The 23,118-nt window shown below is 72.7% G+C and carries 25 protein-coding genes and 1 pseudogene; 19 read left to right on the top strand and 7 right to left on the bottom strand.

Annotated features, from left to right (window positions below; genetic code table 11):
• Nucleotides 1-40: 40 nt before the first annotated feature.
• Nucleotides 41-298 carry a hypothetical protein gene (locus GA0070560_RS10475; protein ID WP_091294288.1) on the bottom strand — a complete coding sequence of 86 codons (258 nt, stop codon included), beginning with the start codon at nucleotides 296-298 and terminating at the stop codon, nucleotides 41-43.
• Between the two features lie 87 nt (nucleotides 299-385).
• Here GA0070560_RS10475 and GA0070560_RS10470 point away from each other — a divergent pair, with 87 nt between their 5' ends.
• Nucleotides 386-1,252: a hypothetical protein gene (locus tag GA0070560_RS10470; RefSeq protein ID WP_091294285.1), complete on the top strand. Its 867-nt coding sequence runs from the start codon at nucleotides 386-388 to the stop codon at nucleotides 1,250-1,252.
• A 231-nt stretch (nucleotides 1,253-1,483) separates the two neighbouring features.
• Here GA0070560_RS10470 and GA0070560_RS10465 read toward each other — a convergent pair whose 3' ends face one another.
• Nucleotides 1,484-1,678 (bottom strand): DUF397 domain-containing protein, encoded by a 195-nt coding sequence (locus GA0070560_RS10465; protein WP_091294283.1) that lies wholly within the window; start codon nucleotides 1,676-1,678, stop codon nucleotides 1,484-1,486.
• Nucleotides 1,675-2,448, bottom strand: a pseudogene (locus GA0070560_RS10460) (helix-turn-helix domain-containing protein). Before GA0070560_RS10460 ends, GA0070560_RS10465 begins: the two are co-directional and overlap by 4 nt.
• Nucleotides 2,449-3,148: 700 nt before the next feature.
• On the opposite strand from GA0070560_RS10460, the gene GA0070560_RS10450 reads away from it, so the two are divergent.
• From GA0070560_RS10450 to GA0070560_RS10395, 12 genes are all read left to right on the top strand, one after another.
• Nucleotides 3,149-3,904 carry a flavin reductase family protein gene (locus GA0070560_RS10450; RefSeq protein WP_091294279.1) on the top strand — a complete coding sequence of 252 codons (756 nt, stop codon included), beginning with the start codon at nucleotides 3,149-3,151 and terminating at the stop codon, nucleotides 3,902-3,904.
• Nucleotides 3,905-4,107: 203 nt separating this feature from the next.
• Nucleotides 4,108-4,479, top strand: a complete 372-nt coding sequence (locus GA0070560_RS10445; protein ID WP_091294276.1) for a DUF485 domain-containing protein — start codon at nucleotides 4,108-4,110, stop codon at nucleotides 4,477-4,479.
• Nucleotides 4,457-6,130, top strand: a complete 1,674-nt coding sequence (locus tag GA0070560_RS10440; protein WP_091294273.1) for a solute symporter family protein — start codon at nucleotides 4,457-4,459, stop codon at nucleotides 6,128-6,130. The genes GA0070560_RS10445 and GA0070560_RS10440 overlap by 23 nt, the downstream gene beginning before the upstream one ends.
• A gap of 95 nt (nucleotides 6,131-6,225) precedes the next feature.
• Nucleotides 6,226-7,200, top strand: coding sequence for an NAD-dependent epimerase/dehydratase family protein (locus GA0070560_RS10435; RefSeq protein ID WP_091294271.1), 975 nt, complete (start codon nucleotides 6,226-6,228; stop codon nucleotides 7,198-7,200).
• A 77-nt stretch (nucleotides 7,201-7,277) separates the two neighbouring features.
• Nucleotides 7,278-8,504, top strand: coding sequence for an LCP family protein (locus tag GA0070560_RS10430; protein ID WP_091294269.1), 1,227 nt, complete (start codon nucleotides 7,278-7,280; stop codon nucleotides 8,502-8,504).
• A gap of 281 nt (nucleotides 8,505-8,785) precedes the next feature.
• Nucleotides 8,786-9,997 carry an LCP family protein gene (locus GA0070560_RS10425; protein ID WP_091294266.1) on the top strand — a complete coding sequence of 404 codons (1,212 nt, stop codon included), beginning with the start codon at nucleotides 8,786-8,788 and terminating at the stop codon, nucleotides 9,995-9,997.
• 206 nt (nucleotides 9,998-10,203) lie between these two features.
• Nucleotides 10,204-11,142 carry an LCP family protein gene (locus tag GA0070560_RS10420; protein WP_170839351.1) on the top strand — a complete coding sequence of 313 codons (939 nt, stop codon included), beginning with the start codon at nucleotides 10,204-10,206 and terminating at the stop codon, nucleotides 11,140-11,142.
• 57 nt (nucleotides 11,143-11,199) lie between these two features.
• The gene (locus tag GA0070560_RS10415; protein ID WP_091294264.1) at nucleotides 11,200-11,535 is read left to right on the top strand and encodes a rhodanese-like domain-containing protein; all 336 of its coding nucleotides are present in this window, start codon (nucleotides 11,200-11,202) and stop codon (nucleotides 11,533-11,535) included.
• 10 nt (nucleotides 11,536-11,545) lie between these two features.
• Complete coding sequence (locus tag GA0070560_RS10410; RefSeq protein WP_091294261.1) at nucleotides 11,546-12,337, top strand: glycerophosphodiester phosphodiesterase; 792 nt, start codon at nucleotides 11,546-11,548, stop codon at nucleotides 12,335-12,337.
• A gap of 52 nt (nucleotides 12,338-12,389) precedes the next feature.
• On the top strand, nucleotides 12,390-13,847 hold the full coding sequence (locus GA0070560_RS10405; RefSeq protein WP_091294258.1) for a sensor histidine kinase: 1,458 nt from the start codon (nucleotides 12,390-12,392) through the stop codon (nucleotides 13,845-13,847).
• Nucleotides 13,848-13,918: 71 nt separating this feature from the next.
• Nucleotides 13,919-14,335 carry an ATP-binding protein gene (locus tag GA0070560_RS10400; RefSeq protein WP_245675465.1) on the top strand — a complete coding sequence of 139 codons (417 nt, stop codon included), beginning with the start codon at nucleotides 13,919-13,921 and terminating at the stop codon, nucleotides 14,333-14,335.
• Nucleotides 14,336-14,396: 61 nt separating this feature from the next.
• Entirely contained in the window at nucleotides 14,397-15,281 is an 885-nt protein-coding gene (locus tag GA0070560_RS10395; RefSeq protein ID WP_091294252.1) for a DUF5926 family protein, read from the top strand.
• A 281-nt stretch (nucleotides 15,282-15,562) separates the two neighbouring features.
• Here GA0070560_RS10395 and GA0070560_RS10390 read toward each other — a convergent pair whose 3' ends face one another.
• Nucleotides 15,563-16,780, bottom strand: a complete 1,218-nt coding sequence (locus tag GA0070560_RS10390; protein ID WP_091294249.1) for an arginine deiminase — start codon at nucleotides 16,778-16,780, stop codon at nucleotides 15,563-15,565.
• A 163-nt stretch (nucleotides 16,781-16,943) separates the two neighbouring features.
• Here GA0070560_RS10390 and GA0070560_RS10385 point away from each other — a divergent pair, with 163 nt between their 5' ends.
• From GA0070560_RS10385 to pheA, 5 genes are all read left to right on the top strand, one after another.
• A complete protein-coding gene (locus tag GA0070560_RS10385) occupies nucleotides 16,944-17,681 on the top strand; it encodes a hypothetical protein (protein WP_091294247.1) in 738 nt (245 codons plus the stop codon).
• Nucleotides 17,682-17,863: 182 nt separating this feature from the next.
• Entirely contained in the window at nucleotides 17,864-18,325 is a 462-nt protein-coding gene (locus GA0070560_RS10380; RefSeq protein WP_091294244.1) for a hypothetical protein, read from the top strand.
• Between the two features lie 64 nt (nucleotides 18,326-18,389).
• The gene (locus GA0070560_RS10375; protein ID WP_091294242.1) at nucleotides 18,390-18,779 is read left to right on the top strand and encodes an ACT domain-containing protein; all 390 of its coding nucleotides are present in this window, start codon (nucleotides 18,390-18,392) and stop codon (nucleotides 18,777-18,779) included.
• A 104-nt stretch (nucleotides 18,780-18,883) separates the two neighbouring features.
• Entirely contained in the window at nucleotides 18,884-19,471 is a 588-nt protein-coding gene (locus tag GA0070560_RS10370) for a hypothetical protein (protein ID WP_245675453.1), read from the top strand.
• A gap of 10 nt (nucleotides 19,472-19,481) precedes the next feature.
• Nucleotides 19,482-20,438: a prephenate dehydratase gene (gene pheA / locus GA0070560_RS10365; RefSeq protein ID WP_091294477.1), complete on the top strand. Its 957-nt coding sequence runs from the start codon at nucleotides 19,482-19,484 to the stop codon at nucleotides 20,436-20,438.
• Nucleotides 20,439-20,477: 39 nt separating this feature from the next.
• Here pheA and GA0070560_RS10360 read toward each other — a convergent pair whose 3' ends face one another.
• The 3 genes from GA0070560_RS10360 to GA0070560_RS10350 all read right to left on the bottom strand — a co-directional run bounded on the left by GA0070560_RS10360 (nucleotide 20,478) and on the right by GA0070560_RS10350 (nucleotide 22,214).
• The gene (locus GA0070560_RS10360; RefSeq protein WP_091294240.1) at nucleotides 20,478-21,206 is read right to left on the bottom strand and encodes an AIM24 family protein; all 729 of its coding nucleotides are present in this window, start codon (nucleotides 21,204-21,206) and stop codon (nucleotides 20,478-20,480) included.
• Nucleotides 21,207-21,283: 77 nt separating this feature from the next.
• A complete protein-coding gene (locus GA0070560_RS10355; protein ID WP_170839359.1) occupies nucleotides 21,284-21,628 on the bottom strand; it encodes a metallopeptidase family protein in 345 nt (114 codons plus the stop codon).
• 154 nt (nucleotides 21,629-21,782) lie between these two features.
• Nucleotides 21,783-22,214 (bottom strand): OsmC family protein, encoded by a 432-nt coding sequence (locus GA0070560_RS10350; RefSeq protein WP_091294238.1) that lies wholly within the window; start codon nucleotides 22,212-22,214, stop codon nucleotides 21,783-21,785.
• Nucleotides 22,215-22,343: 129 nt separating this feature from the next.
• Here GA0070560_RS10350 and GA0070560_RS10345 point away from each other — a divergent pair, with 129 nt between their 5' ends.
• A complete protein-coding gene (locus tag GA0070560_RS10345) occupies nucleotides 22,344-23,063 on the top strand; it encodes a hypothetical protein (protein ID WP_091294235.1) in 720 nt (239 codons plus the stop codon).
• Nucleotides 23,064-23,118 lie beyond the last annotated feature (55 nt).

Here is a 23,118-nt window from a genome sequence, read left to right as displayed (position 1 = left end):
GGGGCTGCCGCGCACGGGTCGCCGGCGGTGGTCCCGGTGCTCACGTGGTGCGGCGCATGAACGCGTACACGTTGTGTCCGTCGCCGACGGCGGTGACGGTGACCAGTTCCCAGCCGTAGTTCGACAGGTGCTCGACGGCCTGCATGAGCTGCGGTACGGCGCTACGCATGAAACCGGAGCTGGCCACCAGGGCGAGGTGCCGGTGCGGGTAGGCGCGCAGGTCCACCGCACCCTGCAGGAGCGAGTCGGCCCGGACGACGAGGGTCTGCGCCAGCTGCTGCGGCGACACGAAAGCCATGCCCGGCAGGGTAGGCCGTCCGAGCGAACCGAGCCCGCCACGGACGCCGGGCGGGAACGGTCCGGGCCGTGGCCGCGTCACACCGGCATGACGACTGTTTCCGCCGTACGGGGGGTGGCGGTCCTACCGCTGATCCTGCTGGTGACGGCGTGCGCCCCGCAGGATGACGGGGGCGCCGGCGACCGACCGGCCGCACCCGCGTACCCCGGCGATGCCGTGGTGCTCCGCATCGACCACATCGGTGGCTTCGTGACCCCGGCCGCGCTCGCCACCCGCCTGCCCAGGGTCACCGTGTACGGCGACGGCCGGATGATCACCGAGGGGCCGGTGGCCCTGCGGTACCCCGCACCGGCCCTGCCCAACGTCCAGGTGACGACGCTGGACGCCGGGGCGGTGGCGCGGCTCGTCGAGCGGGCCCGGGCGGCCGGGGTGGGCACCGCCGACGACCTGGGCACCCCGCCGGTCACGGACGTCCCGACGACCCGCTTCGCCCTGCTGGGGGCCACCGGTGTGGAGGAGACCACGGTCGAGGCCCTCGACATGGTCGAGGCGGAAGGCGGGTTGAGCGCCGACCAGCGGGCGGCCCGGGAGAAGCTGCGCGCCTTCGCCCGGTCGCTGACCGACGCGGCGACCGGGGGCGGGTCGGCCACACCGTCGCCGTACCGGCCGACCGCGGTGGCGGCCGTCGCCGAGCCGTGGGTCGCCAACGACGAGGCGGGTGAGCAGGTCGAGGTGGCCTGGCCCGGCCCGGACCTGCCCGGTGCCCCGCTCGGCACGGCCGGTGACCTGAGCTGCGTGACGGTCACCGGTGAGCGGGTGCGGCAGGTCCTCGACGCCGCCGCCACGGCGAACGCGGCGACCCCGTGGGCCTCGGGCGGAAAGCGGTGGACGGTCACCTTCCGGCCGCTGCTGCCCGACGAGGCCGACTGCGGCGATCTGGCCACCGCCCGCTGACCTGACCAGCCCACCCGCCCGGTGACGACCCGCCAATGCGCCGGGCCTGATCGGCCGTTCCGGCCCGGATCGGGCCGGATCGGGCCGGATCGGGCCGGATCGGCGGGCATGATCGCGCTCGAACATGGAAATAGTGGCCTCGATCGCGAAGGAGGCCACTATTTCCCTGTTTCTGCGCGATCAACGCGCGGGGTGTCAGTCGACGTGCGGGCGTCAGTCCACCTGTGGGTGTCAGTCGGCGTGCGGAGCGCGGGTGAGGGCGAGGAAGGAGCGCCAGGCGGTGGGGGTGAAGCGCAGCGTCGGGCCGGACCGGTCCTTGCTGTCCCGCACCAGCACCACCCCGGGCAGATTGTCGGCCACCTCGACACAGTTGCCGTCATTGTCCGAGCGCGTCGACTTACGCCAGAGGGGCACGGCAATGGTCATGGTGTCACCTTCAACTTGTTGATCAAATCGAGCGAGGCCCGCTCGCCGAGCGCCTCACCCAGGAGACGCTCCCACTTCCGCTGGACCAAGCCTATCCACTCCGGATAATCGGCGATCTGTCCTCGCGCCGCGTTGTCTAGACACACCAGACGGTGGTCGCCGGGAAGCTCCGCGATCACGAATCCACCTCCCATCGAAACGTGCGCGCCGACGTCGAGCGGTAGGACGTAAAGCCGAACGTTCGGCAGCTCTGCGACTTCCAGCAGCCGCCCGAGCTGTCGATCCATCACCGCAGGCCCGCCAACCGACCGGCGCAGGGCACTCTCGTCGATGACGAACACGCCCTCCGGGGGGTCGTCGCGCCGGAGCAGTGCCTGCCGGCTCATCCGGAGCATGAGCCGGTGCTCCACCTCCTAGCTCCGGTACAGCCCACCCGTCGAGAAGACGGTGCGCGCATACTCCTCGGTCTGCAGGAGCCCTGGCACCAGGCACGGCTCGAAGTTGCACAGCCGGATCGCCCGCTCCTCGTGCCCGGGCCACGACTCGAACCAGGTGGGTGAGCTGCTGCCCTCAGCAGGTTTGAGGAGGCTGGCGAGGAGGCCGCCGGTGTTCAGGGCCTCGTCGGCGGCGACGGCGAACTCCATGGTCGGCCGGCGGCGACCGGTCTCGATCGCGGCCACCGTGGACGGACTCCACCTGATCAGTGTCGCCAGGCCCTCCTGGGAAACCTCCGCGCCGGCCCGGGCCGCCTTGAGCGCCCGGATCCACATCTCGACCTTCATCCTTACGTCTCCCGTAAGTACGTGACCGCGCTGCGTAGTAAGCCCTGGCATCCTCCCGTGTCCGCGCTGTCGCGTCCAGGGTGGAGACACGCGGCCCGGCCGGTGGAGGCGACTACCCGGCGGCCGGTCCTGCGCGGGTCGCCCCGGCCGATCCCCCCTGGCCGGGGCGACCCCTGACACCGGGAGGAGAGCGGCATGTTCGGATTCCTGCGCGGCCGGCGGGATCGGCGCACTCGGGTGACACCGAGGCACCGGAGAACGGCCGGGCCAACGGCCCGGAGTCGGGCTGGACGGTTCCCGACGGGATCGGTGACCGGACGGTCGGCACCGGCACCGGCACCGGCACCGGCACCGGCGAGCTTTCCGCCGTACCCGGGGACGGTGGCACCGGCGGCCTTCCGGTCGTACCCGGGGATGGCGGGACCGGCGACCGGGGTGCCGGGCGTGGCGACGCCGCGGGCGACACGCCGGCCGAACCAGGCACCGGCGTGGTCGACCGAGCCGACCGTGGCCTTCCCCCGGCCCGGCTGCGCGGGCTGGCTGACCCCGGCACAGACCTGGCGCGCGAACGGGGGCCGCTGGTGATGCCGCCGCTCGTCCGGACCTCGGCCGGACGTGGCACGCGGAGCGGCCGGAGGCTGCCACCACCTCGACGGGTCGCGGCACGGTGAGGCGGAGCCATCTGCCGATGCGGCCGTTGTGGCGGTGCCGGGCCTGTGGGGCCCACTGGCCGTGCCAGCCGGCCCGGCTCGGGCTACTGGTCGAGTACCGGCAGGACCGGGCGGCGCTGCTGGTATACCTGGGCGGGCTGATGGTCGAGGCGGGTGACCAGCTCGCCCGGCTCCACCCGCAGGCACGCCCGGCCGACCTGCACGAACGCTTCCTGGGTTGGGCGCGGGCCCGGGGCGGCACAATGTTTCACGTGAATCATGAACCGGGTGCCGAGATCCACCACACCGACCCGTTCGCCGTGCCGGCCGGGCAGCGTTCGCCGGTACGCCGGCTGCGGGGCCGGCTCGCGGCCCCGGTGACGCTCTGGACGGCCCCCGGTCCGGCGGGGCTGACCGTGTCGTCCACGCTTGTCGCCGAGGGGGAGCCGGACCGGCTGCTCGGCCTGATCGACCCGGAGTCGGACGTGTGGGCGGCGATCGAGGAGGCCGGACGGTTCGCGGTGTCACCGTTGGGGCCACCGCACCGGCAGCTCGCCGACCGGTTCGCCGGCCTCTTCCCCTCCCCGGGCGGACTCTTCGCCACCGGCTCGTGGACCGACACCCCGTACGGCCCGGTGCCGTCCGACGCGGGCGGGTGGGCCGGCTGCCGGCTCGACGCCGCCCGGGAGTACGGCTGGGGCCTGCTGGTCGAGGCCACCATCGAGGCGGTCGACCTGGCCGAGGAGACCATGCCGCTGCTGCACTACCGGGGCCGCTACCACGAGCTGACCTGAGGGGTACGCCGACCGGGTGCGCCGACCACCGGCGGTCGGCGCACCGGGCGACCGCTCACCGGAGTGACCTGGGTCACTCGGCGCAGCGGGCGGACCGTTCGGCGCAGCCGGCGACCACCCTCGATCACAGCCTTCCCGGCCGGGGACCGCGCTCTCTACCGTGCGCGAAACTCCCGACACCTGTGAAGGTGGTGATCCACAAAATGTCCACGGACACGCCCGCGTCCGCCCCGACGGAGTCGGCGGCCGAGCGGTATCTGGCCGTACAACGGTCGGACGAGTTCGCCGGGTTGCGTCGCGCGCTGCGCGGCTTCGTCTTCCCGATGACCGTCGCCTTCTTCCTGTGGTACGCGCTCTACGTGATCCTCTCCGCGTACGCGCGGGGCTTCATGGGTACGAAGCTCTTCGGCAGCAACGTCAACGTGGCCCTCGTCTTCGGCCTGCTCCAGTTCGTCTCGACGTTCCTGATCGCCTGGCTCTACTCCCGGCACGCCGACCGGAAGCTCGACCCGATCGCCGACCGGATCCGCGCCGAGATCGGGGAGGTGAAGCATGAACACGGTCCTCGCGGCTGAGGCGGGTGGCGGCACCGCCCGCAACCTCACCATCACGCTCTTCCTGATCTTCGTGGCGGTGACCCTGGCCATCACCATCTGGGCCAGCCGGCAGACCAAGACCGCCACCGACTTCTACGCCGGCGGGCGCTCCTTCTCCGGCTTCCAGAACGGAATGGCGATCGGTGGCGACTACATGTCGGCCGCCTCGTTCCTCGGCATCGCCGGCATCATCGCCCTCTACGGCTACGACGGCTTCCTCTACTCGATCGGCTTCCTGGTCGCCTGGCTGGTGGCGCTGCTGCTCGTCGCCGAACTGCTGCGCAACTCGGGCCGGTACACGATGGCCGACGTGCTGGCCTTCCGGATGCGCCAGCGTCCGGTCCGCACCGCCGCGGCGGTCTCCACCATCACCGTGTCGATCTTCTACCTGCTGGCCCAGATGGTCGGCGCGGGCGCGCTGGTGGCGCTCCTGCTCGGCATCAAGCCGGGCACCACCTTCCTCGGCATGGACGCCGCGACCGCCAAGGTCGCCACGATCGTCATGGTCGGCGCCCTGATGATCATCTACGTCACGGTCGGCGGGATGAAGGGCACCACCTACGTCCAGATCGTCAAGGCGTTCCTGCTGATGGCCGGCGCGCTGGTGATGACCCTGCTGGTGCTGGCAAAGTACAAGTTCAACCTCTCCTCGCTGCTCGGCGACGCCGCGTCCGCCTCGGGCAAGGGCAGCGCGTTCCTGGAACCCGGGCTCCGGTACGGGGTCGACACACCCGGCGACGCGTTGAAGACCTTCTACAGCAAGATGGACCTGCTCTCGCTCGGCATCGCGCTGGTGCTCGGCACCGCCGGCCTGCCGCACATCCTGATCCGCTTCTACACCGTCCCGACGGCGAAGGCGGCCCGCAAGAGCGTGCTCTGGGCGATCGGCATCATCGGCACGTTCTACCTGCTCACCCTGGCTCTCGGCTTCGGCGCGGCGGCGCTGGTGGGTGGCGAGGCGATCACCGCCCAGGACAAGGCCGGCAACACCGCCGCCCCGCAGCTGGCCGAGGCGCTGGGCATGGACTTCCTCGGCGGGAACCTGGGCGGGGCGACCCTGCTGGCGATCATCGCGGCGGTGGCCTTCGCCACCATCCTGGCGGTGGTGGCCGGGCTGACCCTGGCCTCGTCGTCCAGCCTGGCGCACGACTTCTACGCCAACGTCATCAAGAACGGCAAGGCGTCGGAGCGGCAGGAGGTCACGGTTGCCCGAGTCTCCGCGCTGGTCATCGGCGCGGTCTCGATCGTCCTGTCCATCTTCGCGCAGAGCCTGAACGTGGCCTTCCTGGTGGCGCTGGCCTTCGCGGTCGCCGCGTCGGGCAACCTGCCGGCGATCCTCTACAGCCTGTTCTGGAAGCGGTTCAACACCTCCGGCGCGGTCTGGGCCATCTACGGTGGCCTGCTCTCGGCCGTGTTCCTGGTGTTCTTCTCCCCGGTGGTTTCCGGAGCGCCGACCGCGATGTTCCCGGACCAGGACTGGCAGTGGTTCCCGCTGTCCAACCCGGGCATCCTCTCCATCCCGTTCGGCTTCCTCTGCGGCTGGATCGGCACGGTGATCTCGAAGGAGCACGACGAGGAGAAGTACGCGGAACTGGAGGTGCGCGCGCTCACCGGCGCGGGCGCGCACTGACGGTCCACCACGGGCGGGGTCCCGGCGCGGCACGCGCCGGGACCCCGCCGCATGCCGCGCCCCTCCGGCCGGCACCGCTGAGTAGGCTGGCCGGCATGAACGTAGCCCCGCGCTTCGGAACCGGTCACCGCGTCCTCGTCACCGGTGGCGCCGGGTTCGTGCCGTCCCACCTGGTCGACCGGCTCGTCGAGCGCGGCTGCACGGTGGTGGCGCTGGACAACTTCGTCACCGGGTCCAAGGAGAACGTCGCCCACCTGTTGGACACGCCGACCTTCACCATGGTCGAGGCGGACATCTCCGACGGGCTGCCGGCCCACCCGACGCTGGCGGAGCGGTTCGACGCCATCCTGCACATGGCCTCGCCGGCCAGCCCGACCGACTTCGAGAAGCTGCCGGTGGAGATCCTCCGGGTCGGCTCGGTGGGCACCCTGCACCTGCTGGACCGCGCGCTCGCCGACGGCGCCCGCTTCCTGATGGCCTCCACCTCCGAGGCGTACGGGGACCCGAAGGAGCACCCGCAGCGCGAAACGTACTGGGGCAACGTCAACCCGATCGGGGTGCGGGCCGTCTACGACGAGGCGAAGCGCTTCTCCGAGGCGGCCACCATGGCGTACCACCGGAGCAGGGGGCTGGACGCCGCCATCGTCCGGATCTTCAACACGTACGGCCCGCGGATGCGTCCCGACGACGGCCGGGCCATCCCCACCTTCATCTCGCAGGCGCTGCGCGGTGAGCCGATCACCGTGCACGGCACCGGCAACCAGACCCGGTCGATCTGCTACGTCGACGACCTGGTGCGCGGCATCCTGCTGCTGCTCGACTCGACCGAGACCGGGCCGATCAACTGCGGCACCGAGCACGAGATGAGCATGCGGCAACTCGCCGAGACGATCGTGTCACTCTGCGCGAGCAGCTCTGAGGTGACGTACATCACTCGCAATGCGGACGACCCGGAGATGCGCCGGCCGGATCTCACGCTCGCCCGGGAGCTGCTGGGATACGAACCGACCGTCTCGCCCGAAGAGGGCCTGCGGCGCACCATCGCGTACTTCCGCAGCCGGCTAGGGTAGCGCCTCCGCGCCACGCGGGAGGCGGTCCGGCCTTCGCCTTCGGGCAACCCTCGACCGGGCTACGTACGCTGAAACACATGTCCGCGACATCGTCTGCCGGCGTCCCGCTCCCGCATCTGCACCGGAGCTCCGGACGCGCCCAGGTTCCCGGTCCCGGCCGGGGCGCCACCGGGCGCGCCCGACAGCCCGACGCGCAGTGGTACCCCTCGTACGACGAGGGGCAGCCGCGCTCCGGCGGGCCCGGCAGCCCGGGCGGGCCGGGCCTGCCCCCGGGTCCGGGCGACCCCGGGGGGCGCGGGCCGCGCCCGCGCTGGGGGCGGATCGGCCTGGTCGCCGGCGTGGCGGTGCTGGTGCTGGCGCTGCTGGGCGGCGCGGGCGCCTGGATGTACACCCGCAGCCTGAACAACGACCTGGCCCGGACCGACCCGTTCTCGGAGATCACCGGCGGCCGGCCGGCGAAGGCGGTCAACGGCGCGCTGAACATCCTGCTGGTGGGCTCGGACTCGCGTGACCCGGACGCGCCGGTGGACCAGCAGAGCCAGTGGCGGGCCGACACGATCATCGTCATGCACGTCCCGGCCGACCACAAGTCGGCCTACCTGGTCTCCATCCCGCGCGATTTGTACGTACCGATCCCGGAGAGCGCCGGCGCGGAGTGCGGCTCCGGCCGGCGCGCGAAGATCAACGCGGCCTTCGCGTTCGGCGGCCTGCCGCTGGCGGTACGGACCGTGGAATGCTTCACCGACGTCCGGATCGACCACGTCATGGCGATCGACTTCGGCGGCTTCAAGGAGGTCACCGACGCGCTCGGCGGCGTGGACCTGAAGGTGGAGCGGAGCGTCACCTCGATCCACAAGCCGTACCGGAAGTTCACCAAGGGCACCATGCACATGGACGGCGCGACCGCGCTGGACTGGATCCGGCAGCGCAAGCAGTTCCCGGACGGCGACTTCGCCCGGATGCGCCACCAGCAGGAGTTCCTCCGCGCGCTGATGGACAAGGCGGCGAGTTCGGGCACGCTGACCAGTCCGAAGAAGCTGAACGCGTTCCTCCAGTCGGTCACCGACGCGGTGACGGTGGACAAGGACTTCTCGCTGGCCGACATGGCGTTGCAGTTCCGGAGCCTGCGCGGCGAGAACCTGATCTTCCTGACCAGTCCGAACTCGGGCAGCGACACCATCAACGGCGAATCGGTGGTGGTGTCCGACCGGGAGAAGGCGCTGGCGATGTACAAGGCGATGTCGGCGGACACCATGGCCGACTGGGTCGCCGCCAACAAGGATCCGGACACCAAGGGCAACTGACGCCGCAATCCCCGGCGGCCGGGTCGCACGACCACCGCCGGGGGTCGGTCCGCCGGGCGGGTCGTTGCCGGCACATTTCGACGGACGTCATCAGAGGTACGCTCCGACATGGCTCGATCATCGATGACCAGCCACCGATCAGATGCAATGCCTCATCCGTTCGGATGAACCGTGGTCAGAACTGTCGGGATATCTGAGAATTGAGCAGGTGACGACCTCGCCTTGACAGGGAGCGGTACGTAAAGTGGTTCCGCCCCCCGATCAAGCGAGCTGGAGCACGCATGCCGGTTCAGACCAGCCCCCGCCCCACGTCGCCGGATTCCGACCCCTACCCACGGGCGTCCGCGAGCATCCCGGCCCAGGGGGGTCGGGGCGGGCAGCGCACCGGCGGCGCGAAGAAGCGCTCGAAGCGCAAGGACCCGCTCTGGGCCCGGCTCACCGTGGTCTTCGGCGCGGTGCTGATGATGACCAGCGGCATCGCCATCGTGGGCAGCAAGGCGCTGATCAGCCAGGCGACGGGCAACATCGCCCAGAAGAACCTGCTCGGCGGGGCGGGCAAGAGCGAGGCCGAGGGCGGCGCCGACCTTGAGGGCCCGATCGACATGCTGCTGCTGGGCGTGGACGCCCGCGAGCGCTGGGCGGCCGACGACGTGCGGGCGGACAGCATCATCGTGCTGCACATCCCGTCCAGCCACGACCAGGCGTACATGATCTCGATCCCGCGGGACACCGAGGCGCAGATCCCGGCCTTCAAGAAGAGCGGCTTCCGGGGCGGCACCGACAAGATCAACGCAGCGTTCCAGGCCGGCGCCCGCAACGGCGGCGGCTGGGAGGGCGGCGCCCAGTTGATGGCGCAGACCATCAAGAACATGACCGGGATCAGCTTCGACGGCGCCGCGATCATCAACTTCGGCGGTTTCAAGAACGTCATCGACACCCTGGGCAGCGTCCGGATCTGCGTGAAGCACGAGGTGAAGTCGATCCACACGGTGATGGTCGACGGCAAGCAGATGTGGAAGGCGGACGCCAAGAAGACCGGCCGGCCGATGACGCCGGTGGTCTACAAGAAGGGGTGCCGCCAGATGTCCGGCCTGGAGGCGCTGGACTACTCCCGGCAGCGCTACGGCCTGCCCGGCGGCGACTACGACCGGCAGCAGAACCAGCAGCAGCTGATCAAGGCGATGGCGAAGAAGGCCACCGACAAGGGCATGTTGACCAACCCGATCAAGGTCAACCAGCTGATCCGGGCGGCCGGCAAGGCGTTCGTCCTGGACACCGGCGGGGTGCCGGTCCCCGACTTCGTCTTCACCCTGCGCGGCATCAGCGCCAACGAACTGACCATGCTCCGCACCAACGGCGGCACGTTCCACGGCAACGCCAACAACCGTGAGGCGCTCAGCGAGCAGACGCTGGAGATGTTCAAGGCGGTCAAGAACGACAAGCTGGGCGAATTCGTGTACGCGAACCCGTCCGTGCTCTCCACCCGCAAGTGACCGGGTGACCGGCGGGTAGCTGTCCCGAAACCCGCCCGCCCGGCACCGACCGACCCGTAGCCTGACGTGAGAATGCCTCACGTAACGGCCACGGGGAGGGCGTCACGTCCAGGTCAGCGCGGGCCAACCGGAGACAGGGCGCACCGCCGCCCGGCCCCCGGGCCGCCCGCTGGCCACGCCTGCTGCTCGGCGCCGGCCTCGCGCTGGTGCTGCTGGCCGCACTCGCCGTCGTCGGCATGAAAGCGCTGACCTCCCGGTACGAGCGGACCGTCACCCGCGAGCAACTGCTCGCCCCGGACGCCCGACAGGCGCGCACCGACCTGGACGGAGGGCTGAACTACCTGCTCGTCGGCTCGGACCGGCGGGCCGGCTCGCAGCGCCCGGACCAGCGCTCCGACACCATCCTGATCGTGCACCTGCCACCCGGCATGCGGCAGGCGTACCTCATCTCCGTGCCGCGTGACCTGCTGGTGGCCATCCCGCCCGGCAACGGGTACCCGGGCGGACAGGACAAGATCAACGCCGCGTACGAGCACGGCGGCGGCGGCGAGAGCGGCACCCGGCTCCTCTCCACCACCCTCAGCCGGCTCACCGGAATCCGCTTCGACGGGGCAGCGCTGATCGACTTCTCCGGCTTCAAGCAGGTCATCGACCACCTCGGCGGGATCCGGATGTGCGTACGGACCGAGGTGCGCTCGATCCACACGAACCGGGTCTTCACCCCCGGCTGCCACCAGATGAACGGCGCGCAGGCGCTCGACTACGTCCGCCAGCGCTACGACCTGCCCGGCGGCGACTACGACCGGCAACGGCACCAGCAGCAACTGCTCCGGGCGGTGCTCGACCGGGCCGGCCAGACCGACCTGCGCGGCGACCCGGTCAAACTGGACCGGGTGCTGCGGGCGGTCGGCGGCTCGTTGACCGTGGACACCAACGGGGTCCCCCTGCAGGAGTTGGCCCTCGCCCTGCGGGCGCTGCCGACGGACGCGCTGAGCGGGGTGCAGGTGCCATCGTACCCGCAGACCATCGACCAGGTCTCCTACGTGGTGCTCGACAACGGCGGCGGTGGGCTCTTCGACGCCGTCCGCGCCGAACGGATGCCCGACTGGGCGACCGCCAACCCGCGCTGGGTCACCCGGTTGTGACACAACCACCGGACGGCCCGGTGCCGACCCGGCCGCCGAGGATCTAGGCTTTCACCCGTGTTCGGACCCCAGGTTCCCACCGTGCCCGTGACCGAGATCGACGACCGGACCTACCTGCTCGACGTCCGCGAGGACGACGAGTGGGCCGCGGGCCATGCCCCCGGCGCCCACCACCTGCCGATGACGGAGTTGCCGGCCCGGCTCGCCGAGGTGCCCACCGACCGGGACGTGGCGGTCATCTGCCGCTCCGGCGGGCGCTCCGCCCAGGTCGTCGGCTACCTGCTCAACAACGGGTGGGAGCAGGTGCGCAACGCCGACGGCGGGATGCGCCAGTGGGCCGCCGTCGGCAAGCCGGTGATCGGCGAGGACGGGCAGCCCGGCCAGGTCATCTGAGAGTCGGGGCATGGGCGATCCGCTGGTCTTCGCGCACCGCGGCGCGTCGGCCGACCTCCCGGAACACACCCTCGCGGCGTACCTGCGCGCCCTGGACGAGGGCGCGGACGGACTGGAGTGCGACGTCCGGCTGACCCGCGACGGGCACCTGGTCTGCGTGCACGACCGCCGACTGGACCGGACCAGTAACGGCCACGGGCTGGTCAGCGCCCGTACCCTCGCCGAGCTGGAGGCGCTGGACTTCGGGTCCTGGCACCCGGGCTGCGTACCGGCCGACGGGGACGAGGTGCTGGACGACGCACACACCCGACTGCTCACCCTGGACCGCCTGCTGGCCGCCGTGACGGCCGCCGGCCGGCCGGTCCGGCTGCTGGTGGAGACGAAGCACCCGTCCCGATACGGCGGGGACGTCGAGCGGAAGCTGGTCGCGACGCTGCGCCGGCACGGGCTGGCCGAGCCCCGCCCGGACGACCCGGTCCAGGTCACCGTCATGTCGTTCTCACCGCTGGCCGTACGCCGGATGCGGGAACTCGCCCCGGCGCTGCCCACGGTGCTGCTGCTGGAGGTGCTGCCGCGCTGGCTGCGGCTGGGCCGGCTGCCCTTCGGTGCCCGGATCGCCGGCCCTGGCATCGGGCTGGTCCGGGCCCGCCCGCAACTGGTGCCCGCGCTGCGCGCGGCCGGCAACCAGGTGTACGTCTGGACGGTCAACGAACCGGACGACCTGGAACTGGTCCTCGACGCCGGGGTGGACGGGGTGATCACCGACCGGCCGGCCCGGACGCTGGCCCGGCTGGGCCGGTGAGGGCCACCGAGCGGGGGTGCCCGGACTCCGGTCGGCGGGGCACACTCGGGACATGCCGGAGCGTACCGATCTCGCCGCCCTCATCACCGGCCACAACACGGTCATCGAGATGATCAATTCCGGTGACGCGGGGCTGCCCGTCCTCACCCAACTCCTCCAGGTGGCCCGTCCGGCGCTCGGCGCGGACAGCCTGGCCTTCGTCGAGCTGACCCCGACCGGCGGCCGGGTCATCGCCGCCAGCGGCAGCGCCGAGTGGACCATCGGGCGGCCGCTGCCCGCCACCGACCCGGCCACCGTCTGCCTGCTCGCCGGCCCCCGCGTCCGGCAGGTGCACCTCGACCGCCTCCCCGGCCCGCTCGCCGACGAACTGGCCGCGCGCGGACTGCGCCGGATGATCGCCGCCCGGGCCGAGATCGGCGGCCTGACCGTCGGCAGCCTGCACGCGCTCTACTCCGACATCGAGGGGGCCGAGGACGGCACCGCACACGCCGTGGTCGGCTACCTCGCCTCCTGCATCGCCCACATGTACGGCGACCAGAGCGGCCTGCCGGTGCACGGTGACGGCCCGGTGGTGGCGGCGCTCGCCGACGGACTGGCCGTGGTCGACCGGGACGGCCACGTCCGGCTCTGGAACCCGGCCGCCGCCCAGTTCACCGGGCGCTGCTCCACGGAGGCGCTGAACCGGCCGCTGCCGTTCCCGCTCCCGCCGTCGGGCCAGGTGCTCGACCACCGGATGCCGGACGGGCGTTGGCTGCGGATCACCTCCGGGGAGCTGGCCGGGCCGGGCTTGCTGCGGGTGGTCACCTTCCGCGACATCACCGACCAGCAGCGCCGCGACTCCGACCGCGACCTCTTCGTCGCGGTGACCAGCCACGAGCTGCGCACGCCGGTCACCGTGATCAAGGGGTACGCGGACACCCTCACCGACCACTGGGAGTCGCTGACCGAGGCGGACCGGCGGCAGGCCGCCCGGGTCATCGGGCAGCGCGCCAACGAGCTGACCCGGCTCGTCGACCGGCTGCTCTCCTCGGCCACCGACGTACGCCCCGACGGCGACCCGACCGTCCCGTTCGACCTCCCGGAGGCGCTCCGGGCCGCCGTGCCGGACCTCCCGGCCGACCTGCGCCACCGACTCGTCCTCAACCTGCCCGCCGACCTGCCCAAGGCGCTCGGGGACCGGCACAGCATCGCGACCGTGCTCACCGAGCTGAGCACCAACGCCGGGAAGTACTCGCCGCCGGGCTCGCCGATCGAGCTGACCGCCGGGGCGAACGGGCAGACGGTCTCCTTCCGGGTCAGCGACCGGGGCATCGGCATCCGCCCCGAGCACGTGGAGCGCGCCTTCGACCGGTTCTGGCAGGGGGAGTCCGGCGACCGCCGGGGCTACCCGGGCGCCGGGCTCGGCCTCTATCTCGTCCGTCGGATCGTTGAACAGCAGAATGGATGGGTATCCCTCCGCCCGAGGAACGGTGGCGGTACCGTCGCAGAGGTGCGGCTGCCCCGGGGATGACCTGGGGGCCGGCGGGGCGCGGGCGAGAAGGAGCGAGGGTGTCGGCGCGAACGGTCGAACGATCGTGGTGTGTGGTGGTGCCCCACCACGCCACCGGCGCGCGGCTGGCCCGGCACCGGCTCGCCGACGAACTCGCCGAGGTGGTGTCCCCGGCGCTGCTGGCCGACCTGGTGGCGGTCCTGGCCGAGCTGGTGGGCAACGCGGTCCGGCACGCCGACCCGCTGCCCGGCGGGGTGGTCCGGGTGGCCTGGCGGCTGCGGCCCACACCCACCGGCCCGCGCGTGTCGATCCGGGTGACCGACGGCGGCGCGGCGGCCGGTCCGTTGATGCGGGAGGCCAGCCCGGACGCGGTCGACGGCCGTGGCCTGCACATCGTCTCCGGCCTGTCCACCCGCTGGGGAGTCGACCGGGACGGCCTGGGCCAGAGCGTCTGGGCCGAGTTCGACCCGACCACCTCGTCCCGGCCCGACCTGGTCGCGGCCGGCTGACCGGCGCCAGCGGGCGGGTCCTCCCCACGCCGCCCGGCTCCGGCCTCTAGGCTGTGTCGCCGTGAGTAAGCGTCGAAAGAACCAGCGCGCCGTCGAAGCCGCCCCCCGCCGGGAGAAGGTCCGCGACATCTTCGTGCCCCGCCCGTTCGAGGGGCTGGCGGACGAGCCGGAGTGGATCGCCCTGCGCGAGCTCGTGCCGGCCGCCTCCGCGCCGCTGCGGCTCACCCCCGAACTCGTCGAGGAGTACGGCGACCGCCCGGTCACCCTCGCCACCGTGCTGCCGATGGCCGCCCCGGCCATGACCAAGCCGGACGGGCGGGTCTTCATCGGCCTCCAGCGGCACCAGCAGTCCGGTGACGTCTCCCGGGACCTGGCCGAGGCGCTGCTCTGCGCGCTGCGTACCGAGCCGGGCGGCCAGGTCTCCGTGCCGCCGCTGCCGGGCCCCGGCCCGCGCCTGCAGGACATCCTGGTGGACAGCCCGCTGGAGATCGCCATGCACGACGGCTTCGAGTTCTGGCTCGACCCGGGCGCGGCCGACGACCCGGCGGTGCAGGCGTCCCTGGAGCGGGCCAACGCCGCCGTCTACCCGACCGTGAAGCTCGCCGCCGCCGGGGCCGCCTACTGGTGCCGGGTGCCGGAGAAGGCGCATGTGCGCTGGGTGCTGCCGGAGGACGAGGACACCGCGCTGGACGCCCTCTCCCGCCTCTCCGCCGCCGGCTCGCTGACCCTCGGCGAGCAGACGAAGTTCGCCGGCATGTTCCGGGCGCACGGCCGGCTGGTGCCGGTCTGGGACCTGCCGGAGGACGTCCCGGCCGCCGACTGGGAGGCCCCGGTCGCCGAGTTCGCCAAGCGGTACGCCGAGGCGCTGGAGGAGAAGGAACCGCTGGACGCCGCAGGACGCCGGGCCCGCCAGGGTCTGCTCGGCCGCCAGCTCACCCTGCGCTGACCTTCGCCCGCCCCGCACCACCACGGCCCGCCGGCCCACCCGGCGGGCCGTACCGTTCGCCTCGCCGACGCCCGCCCGGCGGCGCATGGCCGACGCCCGCCCGGCGGCGCATGATCGACACCGTGGCGCCGGAACTGCGGAGTCGCGGTGGGCCGGACAGCACCGTTTCGGCGCCCTGGTGCCGATCATGGGGGCCGTCGCGGCCCGGCGCGGCCGAGCGGAGGCCGTCGCGGCGAGCGTGGTCCTGTCGCGGGCCGGCGGAGCCGGGCGCGGCCGACCGGTCAGCTCCCGGTCGGGTGCAGCGGCTCGCGGACCAGTGGGCACGACATGCAGCGCGGGCCGCCCCGGCCGGAGCCCAGCTCCGAGCCGGCGATCGGGATGACCTCGATGCCGGCCCGTTCGAGCTGTGCGTTGGTCTCCACGTTGCGCTCGTAGCCGACGCAGAGCCGGGGCGCCAGCGCGAGGGTGTTGTTGCCGTCGTCCCACTGTTCCCGCTCGGCGGTGACCGGATCCAGGCCGGTGTCGATCACCCGGAGCTGGTCGAGGTCCATCGCGTCGGCGGCGGCGCGTAGGAACGGCGCGGGACCGTCCACCCGCGGCTCGCCGTCCGGCCCGGCGATGACCGTGTACGCCGACAGCGAGCTGGCGACGTTCGGGTACATCAGCACCGCGTCGACGTCGACCATGGTGCAGACCGTGTCCAGGTGCATGGTGGCCCGCTCCTGGGCGATCGGCACCACCAGGATGGTGTGCGCCAGCCCGGCGGCGAACACCTGCCGGGCCAGCCGCTCGGCACCGGCCGGTGTGGTCCGCTCGCCCACCCCGACGGCGAGCACGCCGGGGGCGAGCAGGAGCACGTCGCCGCCCTCCAGGTGCTCCAGCCCCGGGTGGTAGACGGCCTCGGTGCCGACGAAACGTGGGTGGTACCGGTAGATGGCATCGGTCAGGGTGGTCTCCCGGCGGCGGGCGGGCATGGCGAGGCTGGTGACGCCGACCCGGTCGCCGATCCACAGTGACGAGTCGCGGGTGAACAGCAGGTTGGGCAGCGGGTCGATGACGAAGTCGTGTCGGTCCATCAGCGTCCACACCAGGCCGCCGGGGCGCTCCGGGGTGATCCGTACCTCCTCGTGGGCGAGCCCGGCGATGAGCACGTCGGCCAGGGCGGCCGGATCGAGGTAGGCGAGGTGGTCGGCGACCCGGCGGCGCAGGGTGTCGCCGAGCCGGGGCGAGCGGAGCACCTGCTCGGTGAGTTCGGCGCGCGCCTCGGGCACGGCGAGGGTCTCGGCGAGCAGCGTGGCGAGGTAGAGCACCTCGACCCCGTGTCCGCGCAACGCCGCGGCGAACGCGTCGTGCTCCTCCTGCGCGCGTCCCACCCATGGGATAGCGTCGAAGAGCAACGAGTCGTTGTTGCGAGGGGTGAGCCGGGCGAGTTCGGGCCCCGGTCGGTGCAGCAGCACCGTGCCGAGCCGACCGACCTCGCTGTCCACGTAGTGGGTCACCCTCGCAGCGTAGGACAGGTATGAGCAGTGTTCACGGGAAGAACTGTGGATGAATATGGCATTCATCCGCACTCATTCCGGCGCTCCAACTTGCCGAACCCCCGGGATGGCAACGTAGGGTAGTGAGGACATAACTTCGAGGGACCTTTTGCCGGAGGTCGCGATGACTGTCTTTCCCGCTCGCCGAGCCGTACCCACCCGGGCACTGCCGCCCGTGGCGGTGCCGCACCCCCGGACGGAAGCGCCCTCCGCGCTCCAGCCGGCCCGGCCGGGTCCGTTGGAGTGGGCCCGCCGCCGTCGGGCCGAGCGGGACGCCCGCCGCCTGGAGGCGGCCGGGGCCCGGGCGCTCGGCCAACTCGACCACCTCGGCCCCGCCTGGCACGTCATCGAGTGGCCGCGCACGGACGCCCCCGACGCGTTGCTCGACCGCGGGCAGGAGGACCGGGCCGGTTTCCTCGCCATCGGCCCGAGCGGGCTCTTCGCGGTGAGCATCGCCGACCACGGGCGGGCCCGCGTGCTGGTGGCCGGCGACGTGGTGCAGATCAACGGCAAGCGGCCGCCGTACGTGGCCGAGGCCCGCCGGGACGCCAAGCGGGCGAGCAAAGCGCTCTCTGAAGCCGTCGGCCTGCCGATCCCGGTGACGCCGGTGCTGACCTTCGTCGGCTCCGGCGTCATCAGCGTGTACGGCCTGCCCAAGGACTGCCTCATGGCGACCCATCGGGAGCTGGACCGGCTCCTCGTCGCCGGCGGCAACCGGATCAGCCCGGCGACCGCCGAGAAGCTGTCCCGGATCGCGCAGCAGCCGCAGACCTGGCTCAACGGCACGTACCGTCCGGCCGCCGACTACCGGTGGTACGAGGAGGGCCGAACGGCCGCTGACAAGCCGGCCGCCCGCCGGTAACGTCACCGGCGACGGCACGCGGCCAGGGCCGCCGAGAGGCACCCTCGGACCGCGCCGTCGCCGGCCGTCCGGTCGGTCCGGGCATCCGAACGTCAACGGCGGCCGGTGGCACGAGCGCGGTCGAGCGCCTGTCGAATCGACCGGCTAGCGTGGACGGACCGTCGGTGTACATAGGAGGCGCGGTGGCCCACGTCGAACTCTCGCTCTCGGAAGTGTTCGCACCAACCTCGCGGACACCGCCGGAGCAGGAGTCCGACAACGTCGGCCAGTGGTCCGCCACCGTCTCCCACGCCGACGAGCCCTGCCTGCTGATCGACGCGGAGACCCGGGTGGTGGCCATCTCGGCGTCCGGCTGCCGCCTGCTCTGCCTCGGCGCCCCGGAGGACGTGGTCGGCCTGCCGCTGCTGAAGGGCGGCCTGCGGCTGCTCGACTTCACCGCGGCCCGCGGCGAGCTCACCGAGCAGGAGACCGACAAGATCCCGCCGCTGCTCGCGCTGCACTCCGGCCGGCTCGCCCGGGGTCTGCTGCGGGTGCAGGCCGCCGGCGACGACAACGCGCCGGACGCCACCGTGGACGCCATCTCGACTCCGGTGCTCACCGACGGCGACGTTGCCGGCTCGCTCACCTTCTTCTCCCAGGTCTGAGCCGTCGTGTGGCGGCTGCCGCACGCCGCAGCACCAGGGCCCACCGACGCCGTAAGGTGCCCTCATGCTCGATCTCGCGCTGCTCCCGGGTGAGTACGCGGTGTGCCGGCTGCCGGCCGGGACACCGCTGCCGTCCGGACTGTGGGCCGAGCCGGGGCACGCCGACGTGGTGACCGTGAGTTGGACGGCCGACGGGATCTCGGTGATCTGCCCCGCCGACCGCACGCCCGGACAGGCGGTGGTGGAGACCGAGTGGCGGTGCCTGCGGATCGTCGGGCCGGTGGACGCGCCGGTCACCGGCACCCTGGCCGCCCTGGTGGGCCCGCTCGCCGCGGCCCGGGTCAACGTGGTGGCCTTCTCCACGTACGACACCGACCATGTGCTGGTTCCCGCGGTACGCCTCGGCGAGGCGACCGCCGCGCTGGAACGCGCCGGGCACCGCGTCCTGCGCTGACAGCCTTCCCGCCGCCGCCCGATCCTCCTACCATGGGCGCACCGGCCACCCGGCCGCAACGACCCGTCTCGATGCCGTTGAGGCTCGCCCCCTGAGGACCGGCCGTGCCGCCTGACCCACCGCACCACACCACCTCGCGCCGGCTGGCCGTGGCCGGCACCCTGCTCGCCGTCCTGCCGCTCGCCGGCTGCGGCGCCCCGCCGGCCGGGGGTGCCGCCGTCCCGGCCACCTCGCCGGGCGTCGGCGGGCCACCCACCCTCGGGGCGCTGCCGGGCGGCGTGCCCACGGCGGTTGCGCCGGTCACCGCCGCCCCCGGCTTCCCGCCCGCCGTGACGTCGCCCCCGACCACCCCGCTCACGCCGCCCGGTCCCACTCCGGCGGCGGTCGCCACCGCGTGCGCGGGGCGACCGTCGGCCGACCGCGTGGTGGGGCTGCTGCGCGGTCGGGTGCTGCCGGCCGATGTCCGGGTCCGGGCCACCACCGGTCCGCTCTGCGCCGACGGCTGGCAGTACACCGTGCTCGCCGTGACCGGCCACGAGGAGCTCCAGGTGGTCACCCGGGGCGAGCCGGGCGCGCTGCGCCTGGTCACCGCCGGCACGGACGTCTGCTCGATCGAGGTACGCGCCGCCGCGCCACCCGCCGTCCGGACGTTGGCCTGCGACGCCGGCCCGGGGGTGATGCCGGGTGCGTAGGCTGGGTGACATGCCCGGAACACCGCCGACCCGCTTCGTCTACCTCGGCCCCGAGGGGACCTTCGCCGAGCAGGCGCTGCGCACCGTCCCCGCCGCCGAGCACGGCAGTCGTACGCCGGCACGCAGCGTCGGTGAGGCGCTGGACTGCGTACGGGCGGGCGAGGCGGACGCCGCCCTGGTGCCGCTGGAGAACTCGATCGGCGGCGCGGTGGGGGTGACCCTGGACGAACTCGCCGAGGGGGACCCGTTGGTGATCACCCGCGAGGTGATCCTGCCCGTCGAGTTCGTGCTCGGTGCCCGCCCCGGCATCACCCTGGAGTCGGTGCGCGACGTCGCCGCCCACCCGCAGGCGTCCACCCAGTGCCGGAACTGGCTGCGCGAGCACCTGCCCGACGCCACCGTGGTCGACGTGCTCTCCAACGGCGCGGCGGCGGCCGGCGCGGCGGCCGGCGAGTACGACGCGGCGATCTGCGCGCCGATAGGGGCCGCCCGGCACCGGCTCGCAGTGCTCGCCGACAAGATCGCGGACCACCCGGACGCGGTGACCCGCTTCGCGCTGGTGTCCCGCCCCGGCCCGCCACCGCCCCCGACCGGGGACGACGTCACCTCGCTGGCGGTCTACATCGCCCACGACCGGGTGGGCGCGCTGCTCTCGGTGCTGATGGAGCTGGCCGTACGCGGGGTCAACCTGTCCCGGATCGAGTCCCGCCCCACGGGCGAGGCGCTGGGCCGGTACGTTTTCTTCCTCGACGGCACCGGGCATGTCGCGGACGTCCGGATGGGCGAGGCGTTGCAGGGGCTGCGCCGGGTCTGTGCCGACGTGCGTTTCCTCGGGTCGTACCCCCGGCACCGGTGGGTCGACGGGGCGGGTGAGCGGCCGGTCCCGGCTCCGGCCGGGCTCTCCGACGCCGACTACGCCGACGCGGCGGCCTGGCTGGCCCGACTGCGGCGCGGCGAGCTGACCTGAGCCGGCGGGGCGCCCGGGCCGGGCGCCCCGCCAACGCTCTCAGCTGAGCAGACCGCCGAGCAGACCGCCCTGTTGCTGCTGCTGCTGGGCGCCGCTGCCCATGACCGGCGGCTCCTCCGACGGCTGGACCACCACGAAGCCCTGGCCGGCGAAGCTCATCGTGAACGCCTCACCGGTGCTGCGGCCGAGCAGCGTGCCCAGGCCGAGCTGCTCCGCCCGGTGGTAGCCGGTCTGGAGGTTGGCCGACCAGCAGACCGCGGCCTGCGGGTCGACGTAGGTGGGGGCGTCGACGTTGAGCACCACCGGGGTGCCCTTGGTGGTGATGGCGATCCGGCCGTGACCGGTGAAGACGCAGTTGAACAGGCCGGACGAGGAGGCCATGCCCGCGCCGCCGACCATCTTGATGTCGTACGACAGGGTGGAGTCGAAGGCCAGCACGCTGGAGCCGTTGATGGAGAGGGCGTCGCCCGGCTCCAGGTCGATGATGTGCACGTCCTTGGCCAGCTCGGCGAGAAAGACGTCACCCTGGCCGCTCAGCTTCATCAGCGGCACGCCCTCACCGGTCAGCCGCTGCTTGATGAACTTGCCGATGCCGCCCGAGCCGAGTGCCTGGAACTGCACCTGACCCTGGTACGCCACCATCGATCCGACGCGGGCCATGGCCTCGCCGTTGAGTTCGATCTTCAGCATCTTGGAGTTCTGCAGCCGCATGCCGGGCTGGGCGGACTCCTTCTCGAGGTTCTCCGCGGAGAACAGCGCGCTGCGCATGGTCTTCCTCCTGATTCGGGGTGTGCTCCCCAACCGTAGGCTCCCGCCGCAACGGGCGGCATCCGCCGAGCGGGGCGTCAGCCCCAGCCCAGGGCGTGCAGCCGCTCGTCGTCGATGCCGAAGTGGTGGGCGATCTCGTGGACCACGGTCACCGCCACCTCGTCGACGACGTCGTCCTCGGTGTCGCAGATCCGCAGGATCGGGCGGCGGTAGATGAGGATCCGGTCGGGCAGCACCCCGGCGTAGTCCCAGCCGCGCTCGGTGAGGGCGTGCCCCTCGTAGAGGCCGAGCAGGTCCTCCCCGGGCGGCGGATCGTCCTCGACCAGGATCACCACGTTGCTCATCAGCCCGAGCAGCTCCTCGGGCACCTCGTCGAGTGCCTCGCCGACCAGTTCCTCGAAGCGCTCACGGCTCATCTCCACCGGCACGTCGTCCATTGTCCCCGAACTCGGGCCGGTCGGCCGCGTCAAGATCCGTGCACGGTGCCGGAAAGAGTGCCGACCGACACCGAAGTGCAGTCGGGCGGACGCGCGGACGCCGCCCACCCGGGAAGGGGCGGGCGGCGTCCGGGGTGGGTCAGGAGGCGAGTCGGGCGCTCAGGGTGATCCGGGCGCCCGGGGAGAGCAGCCGCGAGATCGGGCAGTTCTCCTTGGCGACCTCCGCCAGCTTGGTGAACTGCGCCTCGTCCATGCCCGGCACCTGACCGACCGTCTCCAGGTCGATCCGGGTCACGGTCATGCCCGCGTCGGTCTTGTCGAAGTGCACCTTCGCGGTGGTCTCCACCGAGGTGTCGGCGGCGCCCGCGTCGGCGAGCTGCTTGGAGAGGGCCATCGAGAAGCAGCCGGCGTGCGCGGCACCGATCAGCTCCTCGGGGTTGGTCCCCTCGCCCTCCTCGAAGCGGGACTTGAAGGAGTAGTCCCCGGTCAGGCCGCCCTTGCCGGTGCGGACGGTCCCGGAACCCTCGGTGAGGTTGCCCTGCCAACGTGCGGAAGCGGTACGGATAGACATGCTGCGACGCTAACCGAAACCGTTCCGGCCGGCGACCGTCCGTTCCGAGCCCCGGCTCACGCTCCCCGGGCGTCGCGGTCGGGCGTGACATGATGCGGGGCAGGCCCGGGACAGCGGAAGGTTATCCCCATGTCACAGGAACACCCGGTCCCGCGACAGGACGACCGTTCCGACGGGACGACCGTCGTGGAGTGGGGCGCGGCGGAGGACGCCCCGACCCGGCGGTTCGGGGGCGGACTGGCCGGCCTCCGGTCGGACGGCCGGCTGCCCCTGGTGGTGGCCGCCCTCGGCGCGGTGGCGGCGATGGCTTCCCTGCTGGGCGAGTGGCTGGTGCTGACGCTGCCGAACGGCGGGCCGGAGGGCGAGGCCACCATCCAGGTGCCGAACGGGGTGTCCGAGATCGGCGGCTTCGGGGTCGCGTACCTGGTGGGGCTGCTGTTGCTCGCCGTCGCCGTGGCGCTCGCCCTGCGGGGCGGTCCGGCCGTCCGACGGGAGGCCCGGGTGGCCGGCCTGGCCGTGGCCGGCGCACTGCTGGCGCTGCTGACCGCGACCGCCCTGTCGTTGGACGGCTCCGGGCAACGGGCGCTCTTCTACTCCACCGACGACGGTTTCCGGGTGACGTACGGGCGGGGCCTGGTGATGGCGTTCGTCGCGGCGGCGCTGCTCGGGGCGGCGCTCCAGGTCGCCGGCCGGCAGCCGGCCGGGTCCCCCGCGCCGGGCCCCGAAACGGAGGCCGATCCGGTCGACTTCCGCCGGCCGGGGCGCGGGGAGGAGTCCCGACCCCCGGCCCCCGCCGATCTGACGGTTGCTCCGACCGTCCCGTTCGCCCGCCGGGATCCGGAAGCCTGACCGACGTCTGCGGCGCAGCGCCGGGGGTGTGGAGCAGGCCACCGGGCGTTGGCAC

The organism is Micromonospora halophytica (assembly GCF_900090245.1).
In the GTDB taxonomy this organism is placed as follows: Bacteria; Actinomycetota; Actinomycetes; order Mycobacteriales; family Micromonosporaceae; genus Micromonospora; species Micromonospora halophytica.
This window is presented reverse-complemented; position numbering and strand designations above follow the sequence as displayed.

What these genes read in the sequence shown, in the direction of transcription:
- GA0070560_RS10450 (WP_091294279.1), top strand. Translation starts at nt 3,149, where the DNA reads ATGCGGCCGTTGTGGCGGTGCCGGGCCTGTGGGGCCCACTGGCCGTGC.
- GA0070560_RS10350 (WP_091294238.1), bottom strand. Translation starts at nt 22,214, where the DNA reads ATGTCTATCCGTACCGCTTCCGCACGTTGGCAGGGCAACCTCACCGAG.
- GA0070560_RS10360 (WP_091294240.1), bottom strand. Translation starts at nt 21,206, where the DNA reads ATGCGCAGCGCGCTGTTCTCCGCGGAGAACCTCGAGAAGGAGTCCGCC.
- GA0070560_RS10475 (WP_091294288.1), bottom strand. Translation starts at nt 298, where the DNA reads ATGGCTTTCGTGTCGCCGCAGCAGCTGGCGCAGACCCTCGTCGTCCGG.
- GA0070560_RS10470 (WP_091294285.1), top strand. Translation starts at nt 386, where the DNA reads ATGACGACTGTTTCCGCCGTACGGGGGGTGGCGGTCCTACCGCTGATC.
- GA0070560_RS10440 (WP_091294273.1), top strand. Translation starts at nt 4,457, where the DNA reads ATGAACACGGTCCTCGCGGCTGAGGCGGGTGGCGGCACCGCCCGCAAC.
- GA0070560_RS10405 (WP_091294258.1), top strand. Translation starts at nt 12,390, where the DNA reads ATGCCGGAGCGTACCGATCTCGCCGCCCTCATCACCGGCCACAACACG.
- GA0070560_RS10375 (WP_091294242.1), top strand. Translation starts at nt 18,390, where the DNA reads ATGCTCGATCTCGCGCTGCTCCCGGGTGAGTACGCGGTGTGCCGGCTG.
- pheA (WP_091294477.1), top strand. Translation starts at nt 19,482, where the DNA reads ATGCCCGGAACACCGCCGACCCGCTTCGTCTACCTCGGCCCCGAGGGG.
- GA0070560_RS10385 (WP_091294247.1), top strand. Translation starts at nt 16,944, where the DNA reads ATGACTGTCTTTCCCGCTCGCCGAGCCGTACCCACCCGGGCACTGCCG.
- GA0070560_RS10445 (WP_091294276.1), top strand. Translation starts at nt 4,108, where the DNA reads ATGTCCACGGACACGCCCGCGTCCGCCCCGACGGAGTCGGCGGCCGAG.
- GA0070560_RS10435 (WP_091294271.1), top strand. Translation starts at nt 6,226, where the DNA reads ATGAACGTAGCCCCGCGCTTCGGAACCGGTCACCGCGTCCTCGTCACC.
- GA0070560_RS10345 (WP_091294235.1), top strand. Translation starts at nt 22,344, where the DNA reads ATGTCACAGGAACACCCGGTCCCGCGACAGGACGACCGTTCCGACGGG.
- GA0070560_RS10465 (WP_091294283.1), bottom strand. Translation starts at nt 1,678, where the DNA reads ATGACCATTGCCGTGCCCCTCTGGCGTAAGTCGACGCGCTCGGACAAT.
- GA0070560_RS10430 (WP_091294269.1), top strand. Translation starts at nt 7,278, where the DNA reads ATGTCCGCGACATCGTCTGCCGGCGTCCCGCTCCCGCATCTGCACCGG.
- GA0070560_RS10425 (WP_091294266.1), top strand. Translation starts at nt 8,786, where the DNA reads ATGCCGGTTCAGACCAGCCCCCGCCCCACGTCGCCGGATTCCGACCCC.
- GA0070560_RS10410 (WP_091294261.1), top strand. Translation starts at nt 11,546, where the DNA reads ATGGGCGATCCGCTGGTCTTCGCGCACCGCGGCGCGTCGGCCGACCTC.